Source organism: Paraburkholderia sediminicola (assembly GCF_046027355.1).
In the GTDB taxonomy this organism is placed as follows: Bacteria; Pseudomonadota; Gammaproteobacteria; order Burkholderiales; family Burkholderiaceae; genus Paraburkholderia; species Paraburkholderia sediminicola_B.
The window spans coordinates 397,327-410,608 of sequence record NZ_JAQQEK010000002.1; the positions used below are offsets into that span (position 1 = coordinate 397,327).

Here is a 13,282-nt window from a genome sequence, read left to right on the forward strand (position 1 = left end):
TGAGATCCGGTTGAGTTGACAGACTGAATGGGCGCGCTCAGTTCGAGTGCGCCGGATTGAGAGCGAACGCGTAGCGCGTGGAAGTGGGCGCGGTGTCCTGAGGCGGTGTGTTGCCGTTAGCGGTTTTTGTGTCGAGGTCGTCCGCGCTTATGGCGGCTTCATCGAGCAACTCGCGGGCGTCGTCGCCGTAGAGTTTCTTGAGCAGGGCCGGCGTGAGCGCGGCGGAAGGGCCGTCGTAGACCACCTTGCCGCGGCGCAGCGCGATCGTGCGCGGGCAATACTGCATCGCGATGTCGACCTGATGCAGCGAGACCAGCACCGTGAGTTGATGCTCGACGTTCAGCGTGCGCAGCATCTCCATCACGCGGCGCGACGACTCGGGGTCGAGCGAGGCGATCGGTTCGTCGGCGAGCACGATGCGCGCGCGCTGCACCAGCGCGCGGGCGAGCGCCGCGCGTTGCTGTTGCCCGCCGGAGAGATTGGCGGCGCGTTCGCGCGCATGTTCGCCGATGCCGACTTCGTTCAACGCGGCCATCGACAACGCCCGCTCGGCGCGCGGAAAACGGCCGCTGAGGCGGCGCCACCAAGGCAGCCGCGCGAGCGCGCCGATCAGCACATTGCTTTCGACGGAGAGGCGGTTCACCAGATTGAATTGCTGGAATACGAAGCCGATGTCGCGGCGAATGCTGCGCACTTCCCGCACGATGCGGCCGTTCTGCTGAATCGGCCGACCCAGAATCGCGATCTGCGACGGCTGCGCATCCGAAGCCGTGAAGCCCGCGATATGGCGCAGCAGCGTCGACTTGCCCGAGCCCGAGGCGCCGATCAACGCAACCATTTCGCCCGGCTCGACGCGCAGATCGATTTCGTCCAGCGCCTTGCGGCCGTTGCTGAAAGTCTTGCTCAACCGTTCGATACGAATTGCTTCCCGAATTGCTTCCATGAGTACCCCTTGATGCATCCGGCCGCTGCCGGCATGTGTGGGGCTCATTCTAGGAAGCGTCTGTGACGGTTGAGTGAAGGCATCGCAACGTCTAGACGACTATATCTTCTTGTGTCTTTTTTGCGTCGGCGGAAAGACAAATTGGAGTCATCCGTTCGAATGGAAAATGACATGGGTGTGACATGATTTTGCATCGGCCCACGCCGCTTCAGCATGATGGCCTCCGGCCAGGCTATATTGCGTGAATCGATGTGCCGTCCCCATTAACCTTGCAATCGCTTGCGACATCGTCATGCAGCCTCTGAGCTTCCTTCCCGACAGTTTTGCGGAGTACGAAGATCTCAGGGCGATCCTCGAGCAGGGCAGCGCGAGCTTCGCGATCCGCACCGTCTGCGAGACGACGGTGCGCGGCCGGCAATTCGCCGTGCAGACCGCGAGCATCGGTTCCACCGACCCGCAAGCGCCGGCAATCGGTTTTTTCGGCGGCATTCACGGGCTCGAGCGGATCGGCTCGCAACTCGTGCTCGACTACATGCGCGCGCTGCTTGCGCGGCTCGAATGGGACGAGCTGCTGGTGCGCCAATTGCAGTCGATTCGTCTGATCTTTATGCCGATCGTCAATCCGGGCGGCATGTGGGCGGCCACGCGCGCCAACCCGAACGGCGTCGACCTGATGCGCAACGCACCGCAGAACGCCGACGAACGCGTGCCGCTGCTGGCGGGCGGCCAGCGCGTCGGCGCCTGGCTGCCGTGGTATCGCGGCCGCGAGGGCGAGCCGATGGAACCCGAGGCCTCGGCGCTGCTGCGGGTGGTCGAGACCGAACTGGCCACGCGGCCGTTGAGCATCGCGCTCGATTGCCACTCGGGCTACGGCTGGAGCGACAGTATCTGGTTCCCATACGCACGCACCCGCAAAGTGATGCCGCATTTGCCGGAAATGTACGTGCTGAAAACCATGTTCGAACGCGCGCATCCCCATCATGGCTACGCATTCGAACCGCAGAGCCATCAATACCTGCTGCACGGCGATCTGTGGGACTTCGCTTACGACCGCGCGCCCGCGCCCAACGTCTTTCTGCCGATGACCCTCGAACTCGGCTCCTGGCTGTGGATCAAGAAGAATCCGCGCCAGTTGTTTTCGCGTCAGGGCATGTTCAATCCGGTGAAGGCGCATCGCACGGCGCGCGTGCTGCGGCGTCACGCGAACCTGCTCGACTTTCTGGCGCGCGCGGCCTTTTCGTCGCAACGCTGGCTGCCGCAAGGCAATCGTCGCGAGCAATTGCTGCAAAGCGCGATCGACCATTGGTATAAACCGGAAAGCGTATGAGCACGTGGATCCTGCTACGCGGCCTCACGCGTGAAGTCCGCCACTGGGGCCGCTTGCCCGGCCTGCTGCATGGCGCGGTCAATGAATCGGCCCTTCACATGGGCGCGCCTGGCCGTCTGCTGCTGCTCGATCTGCCGGGCAATGGCGAATTCGCGCACTTGCGCGCACCGTCGACGGTCGCCGACATGGTCGGCTTCGTGCGAAATGCTGCTCTGCAAAGCGGCATGCCGGGTCCATATTGCGTGCTGGCGATGTCGCTCGGCGGCATGGTGGCGACGGACTGGGCGCAACGGCATCCCTACGAGATCGAACGGCTAGTGCTGATCAATACGAGCATGCGGCCGTTCAGTCAGATGCAGGAGCGCTTGCGTCCTTCGGCATGGCCCGACCTGCTGGGCGTGGCCGCGCACTGGCGCGACGCGCCGCGCGCGGAACACGGCATTCATCGGCTGACGTGTAACAACGTGCAGACGCTGGGCGACGATCTCGACACCTGGAGCCGGATACGCCGCAGCGCGCCCGTGAGCCGTGGCAATGCGTTACGGCAACTCTGGGCCGCGGCGAATTTCACTGCGGACGCCGCGCGACCGGAGTGCCCGTTGCTGATTCTTTCTTCGCGCGCCGACAAACTGGTCGACCCCGTGTGCTCGGCCAAGCTCGCGGCGGCGTGGGGCGCGTTGCATGGCGAGCATCCGTGGGCCGGCCACGACCTGCCGCACGACGACCCGGCGTGGACCAGCAAACAGGTCCGCGCATGGCTCGCGCAGGAGCACGCGGTTCCCCGGCCCGTGCTTTAAACAGCTGGGCCCGCCGTAACGACGCATTCACCGGCAGCGGGTATAACCTAAGTGCCGTCGTCCGTCGCATGCCGGTCGTCAGGTGCATAATTCCCCTTCAGACGATGCATGCGAATCAAGCGAGTATCAAGCGATACGCGCCATTGCCGCCCAGCCGGGGGAGTTGATCATGCAAGCAAAGAACGAAGAAGCCGTCACGCACTTGCTGAACGATGTCGTCGAATTTGCGCGAGGGCGCCTGCCTGAGCCAACCTTCAAGGTCGTCGAGACCTTTCTGCGGCACTACTACGATTTCGTCGACGCCGACGATCTGCAAAGCCGCTCGATTGCCGATCTCTACGGCGCGGCGCTCGCGCATTGGCAAACGGCGCAACGCTTCGTGCCCGGCGCCGAACGGCTGCGCGTCTATAACCCGATTCTCGAACAGCACGGTTGGCACTCCGATCACACGGTGATCGAGATCGTCAATGACGACATGCCGTTTCTGGTCGATTCCGTCTCGATGGCGGTCAACCGGCAGGGCCTCGCGCTGCATTCCGTCGTGCATCCGGTGTTTCGCATCTGGCGTGCGCCCGACGGCAGTATCGCGCGCTTGATCCAGGGCGCGGAAGAAGCGAGCGATACGCGTTCGCAGTTGACGTCGTTCATCCACTTCGAAGTGGACCGTTGCGGCGATGCCGCAAAACTCGACGCGCTGCGTGACGAAATCGCCAAGGTGTTGCGCGACGTACGGGCCGCCGTCGAAGACTGGCCGAAGATCGTCGAACTCGCGCGCGTCACGATCAAAGGCATGAAAGCCGGCGAGGGCGGACCGGAAGGTCTGGAAGCACGCGCGTTCCTCGAATGGATGGTGGCCGATCACTTCACCTTTCTCGGCCAGCGCGATTACGAACTGGTGCAGCACGATATTGGCTATGGTCTGCGCGCGGTGCCGGGTTCGGGTCTGGGCATTCTGCGCGATGCATTGCGGCCCGCCGGCGCCGCCGAGATCACACCCTTGCCGCCGGCCGCGGCCGAGATCATTTCTGGTTCGTCGCCGATCTTTCTGACCAAGGCCAATTCGCGGGCCACCGTGCACCGGCCGGGCTATCTGGACTATGTCGGCATCAAGATGACCGGCCCTGACGGCAAGGTGACCGGCGAGCGGCGTTTCATCGGTCTCTATACATCCACGGCGTATTTCGTGTCGGCCGCGGAGATTCCGATCGTGCGGCGCAAATGCGCGAATATCGTGAGACGAGCCGGTTTCCTGCCGAAAGGTCATCTCGCGAAATCGCTGGTCACGGTGCTGGAAACCTATCCGCGTGACGAGCTCTTCCAGGCCGAAGAGAATCAGCTCTACGATATCGCGCTAGGCGTGCTGCGTTTGCAGGAGCATCAGCGCACCCGGCTGTTCGTACGGCGTGACCGCTTCGATCGTTTTGTCTCGTGCCTCGTGTTCGTGCCGCGCGACAAGTACAACACCGATTTGCGCCAACGCATCGCCAATCTGCTGGCCGACGCATTCAACGGCGAGAGTGTCGAGTTCACGCCGCTGCTGTCGGAGTCCACGCTGGCGCGTATTCACTTCGTCGTGCACGCGAAGCCGGGCGGCATGCCCAACGTCGATACGCGCGAACTGGAAGCGCGGCTCGTGCAGGTCGCACGCCGCTGGCAGGACGATCTCGCCGATGCCTTGCTCGACGCCTTCGGCGAAGAGCAGGGCAACCGTCTGCTGCAACACTACGGCGATTCGTTTCCCGCCGGCTATCGCGACGATTATCCCGCCCGCACGGCGGTGCGCGATATCGAACTGATCGAACGCGTGCAAGGCAGCGAGCGGCTCGCCATGAACCTGTATCGCCCGATCGAATCGGGCCCGCGCGCGTTTCGCTTCAAGGTGTATCGCGCGGGTTTGCCGATCGCCTTGTCGCGCAGTTTGCCGATGCTCGAACATCTCGGCGTGCGTGTCGATGAGGAGCGGCCCTATCTGATCGAGGCGCTGGGCGCGACGCCCGCGTGGATTCACGACTTCGGCCTCGAACTCGCGGACGACGCGGAGTTCGACATCGAGCGCGTGAAGGATCTCTTCGAAGAAGCGTTCGAGCAGGTGTGGACCGGCGCGATTGAAAGCGACGACTTCAATCGCCTCGTGTTGCGCGCGCAATTGAATGCGCGCGAGGTGACGATCCTGCGCGCGTACGCGAAGTATTTGCGGCAGGTCGGCTCGACCTTCAGCGATGCGTATATCGAACGCGCGGTGACCGGCAATCCGGCGATAGCGCGCATGCTGGTGGAGTTGTTCATTGCCCGTTTCGATCCGGTATTGGGCGAGACGCGCGAGGCGCGCGTCGACGGCTGGCTGCGCTCGATCGACAGCGCGCTCGATCAGGTGCCGAATCTCGACGAAGACCGCATACTGCGGCAATTTCTCGGCGTCATCAAGGCGACCAAGCGCACGAACTACTATCGCTTCGATGCCGACGGACATCCAAAGCCGTATCTGTCCTTCAAGTTCGATCCCACGCAGGTGCCCGGCCTACCCGAGCCGAAACCGATGTTCGAAATCTGGGTGTACTCGCCGCGCGTGGAAGGCGTGCATTTGCGCGGCGGACGCGTGGCGCGCGGCGGCCTGCGCTGGTCGGACCGGCGCGAGGACTTCCGCACGGAAGTGTTGGGCCTGATGAAGGCGCAGATGGTGAAGAACGTGGTGATCGTGCCGGTCGGTTCGAAAGGCGGCTTCGTCGTGAAGAATCCGCCGCCGCAAACCGAACGCGACGCGTGGATGCGCGAAGGCATTACGTGTTATCAGACCTTCCTCCGCGGCCTGCTCGACGTGACCGACAATCTCGCCGGTACGACCATCGTGCCGCCGCCCGACGTGGTGCGCCACGATCCCGACGATCCCTATCTGGTGGTCGCCGCCGACAAAGGCACGGCCACGTTCTCCGACTACGCGAACGCGATTTCGCAGGAATACGGGTTCTGGCTCGACGACGCGTTTGCATCGGGCGGCTCGGTCGGCTACGACCACAAGAAAATGGCCATCACCGCGCGCGGCGCATGGGAGTCGGTCAAGCGGCACTTCCGCGAAATGGGCGTGGACACGCAGACCATGGACTTCACGGTGGTCGGCGTGGGCGACATGTCGGGCGACGTGTTCGGCAACGGCATGCTGCTGTCGCCGCATATCAAACTGGTGGCCGCGTTCGATCATCGGCATATCTTTCTCGATCCGAATCCCGATCCGGCGGTCAGTCTGGCCGAACGTGGGCGCCTGTTCATTCTCGACCGTTCGAGTTGGGCCGACTACGATCCTTCGCTGATCTCGGCGGGCGGCGGCGTGTTTCCGCGTAGCGCCAAGACCATTCCGCTGTCGCCGGCGGTGCAGTCGGTGCTCGGCATCAGTGCACCGGCGCTCGCACCCGCTGAATTGATGCGCGCGATTCTGCAGGCGCCGGTCGATCTGCTGTACAACGGTGGCATCGGCACCTATGTGAAGGCGAGCCGCGAAACGCATCTGCAAGTCGGCGATCGTGCCAACGATGCGATCCGAGTCAACGGTTCCGATCTGCATTGCAAGGTCGTGGCCGAAGGCGGCAACCTCGGCCTTACGCAGTTCGGGCGCATCGAGTTCGCGCAGCGCGGCGGCCGTATCAATACCGACGCGATCGACAACTCCGCGGGTGTGGACTGCTCGGACCACGAGGTCAACATCAAGATTCTGCTGGGGCTGGTCGTTTCCGACGGCGAAATGACGGAGAAGCAGCGCAACGCGCTGCTTGCCGAAATGACCGACGAAGTCGGCCTGCTCGTGCTGCAGGACAACTACTACCAGACGCAGGCGCTGTCGATTGCGGGCCGCTACGGCGTCGAATTGCTCGATGCGGAAGCTCGCCTGATGCGCTACCTCGAACGTGCGGGGCGTCTGAATCGCGTGATCGAGTTTCTGCCGACCGATGAGGAAGTCGCCGAACGGCAGGCCGCCAAGCAAGGGCTCACCACGCCGGAGCGCGCCGTGCTGCTCGCCTACAGCAAGATGTGGCTGTACGACGCGCTGCTCGAATCGTCGATGCCGGAAGACCCGCTCGTCAGCGACATGCTGGTCGAATATTTCCCGAAGCCATTGCGGCAGCGCTTCAGCGAGCCGATGCAGCGCCACCCGCTGCGCCGTGAAATTCTCGCGACGCATCTGACCAACGCGCTGGTGAATCGCGTGGGTTGCGAGTTCGTGCACCGGCTGATGGAGGAAACCGACGCGCAGCCCGGCGAGATCGTGCGGGCCATCATCATGGCGCGCGACGTGTTCAATCTCGACGACGTCTGGCGCAGTATCGACGCGCTCGACAACCGCGTCGCCGACGACATCCAGGCGCGCATGTTCGTCGAAGTCGCGCGGCTGGTCGAGCGTTCCGCGCTGTGGTTCCTGCGGCAATTGCAATCAGGCGCGGTCAGCGCCCGCGACGTGGCCGGCCTGCTCGCGCGTTGCCGCGACGCGGCGCAACGCCTTGCGCCGCAATGGCCTTCGCTCTTGCCGAGCGCGGATCTCGAAGCGCTCTCCGAGCGGCAGCGCGTGTTCGCGGACGCCGGCGTGGATAGCGAGCTGGCGGTGCGGATCGCGGGCGGCGAGATCTCGGCCGCGTTGCTCGATATCGCTGAAGTGGCGTCGACCAGCGGGCGCAGTCTCGAACTGGTGACGGGCGTTTATTTCGCGCTCGGCACGCTGCTGAATTCCAGCTGGATCAGCGAGCGCGCGGCCGCGTTGCCCGCACCCACGCACTGGGACATGCTGGCGCGCGCGACGGCGGTGGCCGACATCGCGCGTCTCAAACGCGCGTTGACGACGAGCGCATTGGCCGACGCCGACGATGCATCCACGCCCGAGGCGCTGGTCGAGGCATGGCGTGAGAAGCGCACCGCGCAACTGGAACGCTACGCGCGTCTGCTAGCCGATCTGCGGGCCACCGGCGGCGCGAGCCTGTCTATGCTGCTGGTGATCGTGCGTGAAATGGCGGCGCTCGAAAGGGCATAACACTGCGCAGGGCGAGGGAAGGCGAATGTTGTAGAGAGCAAGCGGAGCGCGGTGCAAACAACACCCGGGTTGGACGCATGCCGCCCGGCATGGCCATAATACGGGCTGTTGCTCACCGAAAGCTCTTTGCAAACTCACGGACGCCTTCCACGACGATGAAAGAAGAATCGCCGAAAGCCATTTTCTATGCGCTCGCCGCCAACCTCGGCATCGCCATCTGCAAGTTCGCGGCTGCCGCGTTCACCGGTTCCGGCTCGATGTTCGCCGAGGCCATCCACTCGACCGCCGACTGCGGCAATCAATTGCTGTTGCTATTCGGTCTGCGTGAAGCGCGCAAGCCGGCGAGCCCGCTGCATCCCATGGGCGGCGGGCGCGAGATCAACTTTTATTCACTGCTGGTCGCGCTTCTGCTGTTCTTTGTGGGCGGCGCGTTCTCGGTGTATGAGGGCGTGCATCGACTGTTCGTGCACGAGCCGTTGCAGTACGCCTATGTAGCACTGGTGGTGCTCGGTGTGTCGGTGGTGCTCGAGGCGCTCTCCTTGTGGGGCGCCGTCAAGGAAATCCGCAAGACGCATCCCGACAAAAGCATGTGGCGCTGGTTTCGGGAGACGCGCGAATCCGAACTGCTGGTGGTAGCGGGCGAGGATATCGCCGCGCTGGCGGGCCTCGCGATGGCCTTCGTGGCCGTGCTGCTCACCATGGTGACCGGCAATCCTGTCTATGACGCGCTGGGTTCCATCGGCGTCGGCGTGCTGCTGATGGTGATTGCGTGGCTGGTGGCGCGTGAAGTGAAGTCGATGATCGTCGGCGAATCGGCGAGCCCCGAAGTGCGGCGCGCTATCGAGGCGCATCTGCGCGGGCGCACCGAGATTCGCAGCATCATCAATATGATTACGCTGCAATGGGGCCGTCATGTGGTGGTGGCCGTGCAGGCGGAAATGATCGACTACGCGAGCGGCCGCGCCATGGTCGATGCGATCAACGTGATCGAAGCGGACTTGCAGGCCACGTTCCCGCAAGTCCGCTGGGTGTTTTTCGAACCGGAGGTGCCGCGCGTTTGAGCAGCATGCGTGCCGCTTACTGGAAGCCGGTCACCGCGTGCGGCACATACAGTTCCTCGAGCTGGCGGATTTCGTCCGCGCTCAGATTCAACGAGAGCGCGGCCACCGCATCGTCGAGGTGATGCAGCTTGGTCGCTCCGACGATCGGCGCGGTGATCGGTTTCTTCTGCAACACCCACGCCAGCGCCACTTGCGCATGCGGCACGCCGCGCTCCTTGGCGATCTGGCTGACCCGTTCGACGATGCGCCGATCCGCGTCTTCCGTCTGCGCATAGAGCGTGCGGCCGAATTCATCGGTCTCGGAGCGCGCGCTTTCGGTGTTCCAGTCGCGCGTCAGGCGGCCGCGCGCGAGCGGGCTCCACGGAATCACGCCGATACCTTCGCTTTCGCACAGCGGCAGCATCTCGCGCTCTTCCTCGCGATAGAGCAGATTCACATAGTTCTGCATCGTCACGAAGCGCGTCCAGCCGTTCTTCTCAGCCACGTGCAGCGCCTTGGCGAACTGCCAGGCATACATGGACGATGCGCCTATGTAGCGCGCCTTGCCGGCCTTCACGACATCGTGGAGCGCTTCCATGGTTTCTTCGATCGGCGTGCCGTAGTCCCAGCGATGGATCTGGTACAGGTCCACGTAGTCCGTGCCGAGGCGTCTGAGGCTGTGGTCGATCTCCGACATGATCGCCTTGCGCGACAGCCCGGCGCCGTTCGGGCCCGGATGCATGCGGCTATTCACCTTGGTGGCCAGCACGATCTCGTCGCGCTTCGCAAAGTCCTTGAGCGCCCGGCCGACGATCTCCTCGCTCGTGCCGTCGGAATAGACGTTGGCGGTGTCGAAGAAATTGATGCCGTGATCGAGCGCCTGTTTGATGAAGGGCCGCGCCGCTTCATCGTCGAGCGACCAGGGATGCGTGCCGCGAGACGGCACGCCGTAGCTCATGCAACCGAGACAAAGACGCGATACATCGAGGCCGGTACGGCCGAGTTTCACATAGTCCATCGTGGTGCTCCTGTTATGAAGTGCACAAAGCCGGTGCGCTGCGGACTATCGATTATAAGAAAACGCCGAAGAACGCGTACTGCGCCGATTTGCATGCCTTTCCAGACAGTGCCCGAAAGCGCGGACCGATGGTGCATCGCGTAGTGGAAAATAATTTCTTCGCACCTATACTTCTTTCGGCTTAAAAGCAGCACTCTCTCCCAACCTGCATCACAAGCAAAAGGAAGATCACGATGCTGACTCGCTCACTCGGCGCCGTCTGCGCCATTACCCTCGCGGCATGCGCGGCCTTTTCGTCCGGACCGGCCAGTGCGGACGACAACGACGGTTTCTCGCACGGCGACGGCGGCTCGCACGGGCAGCCCGTCAAGGTGATGATCATTTCGATGTTCGGGCCGGAAGGGCAGGTGTGGCTCGATAACCTCGGTCCCTGGCGAGATATTACGGTGGACGGCTTGTCGCCCGATTACCCGACCGTCCATTGCAACAGGCAGGACGTGTGCGTGATGACCACCGGCATGGGACACACCAATGCTGCTGCGTCGATCATGGCGCTGACGTTCTCGCCGCGTTTCGATTTGCGGCATACGTACTTCATGGTGGCCGGCATTGCCGGGATCGATCCGCAGCAGGGTACGGTGGGTTCCGCCGCGTGGGCGAAGTATCTGGTCGACTTCGGGATTCAGTGGGAGATCGATGGGCGCGAGATTCCGCCCGGCTGGAATACCGGCTACCTCGGCATCAACACGACGAGTCCGTCGGACAAGCCGCCGCTCGACTACCGCACTGAAGTATTCCAGTTGAACACGCGGCTCGCGAATACGGCGTTCGCCTTGTCTCGCCACGTGACGCTGTCCGATAACGCGCAGGCTCAGGCCGCGCGGGCCAAGTACTCGTACGCGCCGGCGAACCGTCCGCCGACTGTCATTCAATGCGATACGCTGGCCGGCGATACGTGGTGGTCAGGCACGCTCCTCGGCCAGCGAGCTCGCGATTGGACCAAGATTCTGACCGACGGAAAGGGCGTCTACTGCACGACGCAGCAGGAGGACAACGCCACGTATGAGGCGCTCAAGCGTGCGGCGTCGGTGAACAAGGTGGACCTGAGCCGCGTTGCCGTGTTGCGGGCGGGCTCCGATTTCGACCGGCCCTACGACGGGCAGACGAGCGCGGACAACCTGCTGAACTATGCCGCGCAAGGCGGCTTTACGATCGCCATCCAGAACCTCTTCCTCTCGGGCAATCCGCTCGTACAGGATATCTCCACCCATTGGGGCGAATGGCGCGACGGCGTGCCGAGGCGCTAGGTCCCTGCAAATGCGACCGTGCCCGCGAACCAGGTCCGCGGGCACTCGCTGCTACTTTCGACACTTAGTGTTGCGGCGCGCGGTACGGCGTCCACACAGGGGTGTCGGTATCCCAATCGTCGAGTTCCGAGGGTGTCATGATGAGCTCCTTTTTGAAGAGTGCATGGATGGCGCCGCAATGACTATTTCTTTTGGAAACCGAATCATTGCGGCCCGCTGGTTTTACTGGCCCTTGGCCACGCGCGTGACGTCGCCGCTCGTGCCTTCCTGCAGCGCGATGCGTTCGGCCTGGGTTTGACCGATCAGGCCTTTGTTCGGATACGTCGTGCGATTCAGAGCGGGCAGTGAACCGTCGCGATAGGCCGCCACGAGTTCCGCCTTCACTTCTTCACGCGTCTTCGCGCTGGCGGTCGGGGTAGGCAGCGTTTCATAAGTGCCGGCGCGGCCAATGCCGCCGCCGCTGCTTTGTGCAAACGCCGGTGCGCTCACGAGCAGCGAAAGAGCCAGACCTGCTAAGAGATTGCGTTTCATGATTCACTCCTGTCGATTCGTTTGCAGCACGAGCGGCGCTGCGACAGGGTGAAATGTAGACTTTGAGGCAGTGCGGATAAATCGCACTTTCGCGAAATGAATTGTCGCGATTTCGGAACAATCGCTCTAATGCTGCGTAAAAAGCCTTGCTGGCGCTGCCGCAAAAGAAAACCGCGGCATTAGAGCCGCGGTTGGAATTCACTGTTCCAGATTCTGTACTTCAACAACTCACGCGTTTTACGCGACCCATTCCGTTATTACCGGAGTGTCGAGCATCGGAGCGGACTCGCGTTCTTCGAAAGTGCGCTTCGTGCAGGTTGCGTCGAGACTGCCACGCCCGCTCAATAACGGACAACGATCGAACAGCTCCGCGATCCAGTCTACGAAAACGCGGACTTTAGGCGACAGATGCCGGCTGTGCGGATAGACTGCGGAAATCGGCATCGGCAAAGGTTTCAGCTCCGGCAGCACTTCCACCAGTTGGCCCGAACGCAGATGCGGCAGCACCATGAAGAGCGCCGGCTGAATCAGGCCGAAGCCTTCCAACCCGCAAGTCACGTAGGCGTCCGCGTCGTTCACCGAGACGATGCTCTTCATTTTTACTTCAACTTCTTTGCCATCAACCATGAAGGCCCAATCGATCGTGCGCCCCGTGCGGCTCGAAAAGTAATTGACTGCTTTGTGATTCTCCAGGTCATCGAGCGAAGTCGGCATGCCCGCCCGCTCGATGTAATCGGGGGCCGCGCAGGTCACACCCTCGAACAAACCGATCCGACGCGCCACCAGCGAGGAATCCTGTAGCGCGCCGACCCGCACCACGCAATCCACGCCTTCCTGCAGCAGGTCCACCGGCCGGTCCGTCAGGCCGAGTTGCAGGTCGATGTCCGGATAGCGCGTGTGGAATTCACACAGCGAAGGAATCACCAGCAAGCGGCCGATCGACCCCGGCATGTCGATACGCAGCTTGCCGTGCGGCTTTTTATTGCCGCTCTGAAAACTGGCCTCGGTCTCTTCGACGTCCGCGAGGATGCGCACGCAGCGTTCGTAGTACGCCGCGCCGTCCGGCGTGAGCGACAAACGGCGCGTGGTCCGATGCATCAGACGCGTGCCGAGGAACGCTTCGAGGTTCTGAATAATCGTGGTAACCGATGCGCGCGGCAAGTCGAGCGTTTCCGCTGCACGGGTAAAGCTGTTGGTGTCGACGACGCGCGTGAACACTTGCATGGCCTGAAGCCGGTCCATTGCAGACCTCCAATAGGGGCTGGCGCACTGAGCAGGAATGGACTCCACCGCGAATCCGCAGACAAT

The 13,282-nt window shown here is 62.9% G+C and carries 9 protein-coding genes; 5 read left to right on the forward strand and 4 right to left on the reverse strand.

The window, feature by feature from the left end; translation table 11 throughout:
• Positions 1-37: 37 nt before the first annotated feature.
• On the reverse strand, positions 38-943 hold the full coding sequence (phnC, locus tag PQR42_RS05040) for a phosphonate ABC transporter ATP-binding protein (protein WP_408382812.1): 906 nt from the start codon (positions 941-943) through the stop codon (positions 38-40).
• A gap of 292 nt (positions 944-1,235) precedes the next feature.
• Between phnC and PQR42_RS05045 the strand changes: the two genes are divergently transcribed.
• The 4 genes from PQR42_RS05045 (at position 1,236) to PQR42_RS05060 (ending at position 9,139) form a co-directional block, all read left to right on the forward strand.
• Positions 1,236-2,270: a M14 family zinc carboxypeptidase gene (locus tag PQR42_RS05045; RefSeq protein ID WP_408218109.1), complete on the forward strand. Its 1,035-nt coding sequence runs from the start codon at positions 1,236-1,238 to the stop codon at positions 2,268-2,270.
• On the forward strand, positions 2,267-3,067 hold the full coding sequence (locus tag PQR42_RS05050; RefSeq protein ID WP_408382813.1) for an alpha/beta fold hydrolase: 801 nt from the start codon (positions 2,267-2,269) through the stop codon (positions 3,065-3,067). The genes PQR42_RS05045 and PQR42_RS05050 overlap by 4 nt, the downstream gene beginning before the upstream one ends.
• A gap of 169 nt (positions 3,068-3,236) precedes the next feature.
• Positions 3,237-8,078 carry an NAD-glutamate dehydrogenase gene (locus PQR42_RS05055; RefSeq protein ID WP_408382815.1) on the forward strand — a complete coding sequence of 1,614 codons (4,842 nt, stop codon included), beginning with the start codon at positions 3,237-3,239 and terminating at the stop codon, positions 8,076-8,078.
• Between the two features lie 155 nt (positions 8,079-8,233).
• Positions 8,234-9,139 (forward strand): cation diffusion facilitator family transporter, encoded by a 906-nt coding sequence (locus PQR42_RS05060; RefSeq protein ID WP_408218100.1) that lies wholly within the window; start codon positions 8,234-8,236, stop codon positions 9,137-9,139.
• A gap of 16 nt (positions 9,140-9,155) precedes the next feature.
• Here the strand turns inward: PQR42_RS05060 and PQR42_RS05065 are convergent, their stop codons facing one another.
• Positions 9,156-10,136 carry an aldo/keto reductase gene (locus PQR42_RS05065; protein ID WP_408218097.1) on the reverse strand — a complete coding sequence of 327 codons (981 nt, stop codon included), beginning with the start codon at positions 10,134-10,136 and terminating at the stop codon, positions 9,156-9,158.
• 233 nt (positions 10,137-10,369) lie between these two features.
• On the opposite strand from PQR42_RS05065, the gene PQR42_RS05070 reads away from it, so the two are divergent.
• Positions 10,370-11,443 (forward strand): purine-nucleoside phosphorylase, encoded by a 1,074-nt coding sequence (locus tag PQR42_RS05070; RefSeq protein ID WP_408382817.1) that lies wholly within the window; start codon positions 10,370-10,372, stop codon positions 11,441-11,443.
• A 222-nt stretch (positions 11,444-11,665) separates the two neighbouring features.
• Here the strand turns inward: PQR42_RS05070 and PQR42_RS05075 are convergent, their stop codons facing one another.
• Together PQR42_RS05075 and PQR42_RS05080 are read right to left on the reverse strand one after the other, a co-directional pair.
• Complete coding sequence (locus PQR42_RS05075; protein ID WP_408493581.1) at positions 11,666-11,974, reverse strand: DUF4148 domain-containing protein; 309 nt, start codon at positions 11,972-11,974, stop codon at positions 11,666-11,668.
• Positions 11,975-12,211: 237 nt separating this feature from the next.
• Positions 12,212-13,216, reverse strand: coding sequence for a LysR family transcriptional regulator (locus tag PQR42_RS05080; protein ID WP_132377706.1), 1,005 nt, complete (start codon positions 13,214-13,216; stop codon positions 12,212-12,214).
• Positions 13,217-13,282: the final 66 nt, after the last annotated feature.

Excerpts from the sequence above, each read along its gene's own strand:
- phnC (WP_408382812.1), bottom strand. The coding sequence starts at position 943 with ATGGAAGCAATTCGGGAAGCAATTCGTATCGAACGGTTGAGCAAGACT.
- PQR42_RS05045 (WP_408218109.1), top strand. The coding sequence starts at position 1,236 with ATGCAGCCTCTGAGCTTCCTTCCCGACAGTTTTGCGGAGTACGAAGAT.
- PQR42_RS05050 (WP_408382813.1), top strand. The coding sequence starts at position 2,267 with ATGAGCACGTGGATCCTGCTACGCGGCCTCACGCGTGAAGTCCGCCAC.
- PQR42_RS05055 (WP_408382815.1), top strand. The coding sequence starts at position 3,237 with ATGCAAGCAAAGAACGAAGAAGCCGTCACGCACTTGCTGAACGATGTC.
- PQR42_RS05060 (WP_408218100.1), top strand. The coding sequence starts at position 8,234 with ATGAAAGAAGAATCGCCGAAAGCCATTTTCTATGCGCTCGCCGCCAAC.
- PQR42_RS05065 (WP_408218097.1), bottom strand. The coding sequence starts at position 10,136 with ATGGACTATGTGAAACTCGGCCGTACCGGCCTCGATGTATCGCGTCTT.
- PQR42_RS05070 (WP_408382817.1), top strand. The coding sequence starts at position 10,370 with ATGCTGACTCGCTCACTCGGCGCCGTCTGCGCCATTACCCTCGCGGCA.
- PQR42_RS05075 (WP_408493581.1), bottom strand. The coding sequence starts at position 11,974 with ATGAAACGCAATCTCTTAGCAGGTCTGGCTCTTTCGCTGCTCGTGAGC.
- PQR42_RS05080 (WP_132377706.1), bottom strand. The coding sequence starts at position 13,216 with ATGGACCGGCTTCAGGCCATGCAAGTGTTCACGCGCGTCGTCGACACC.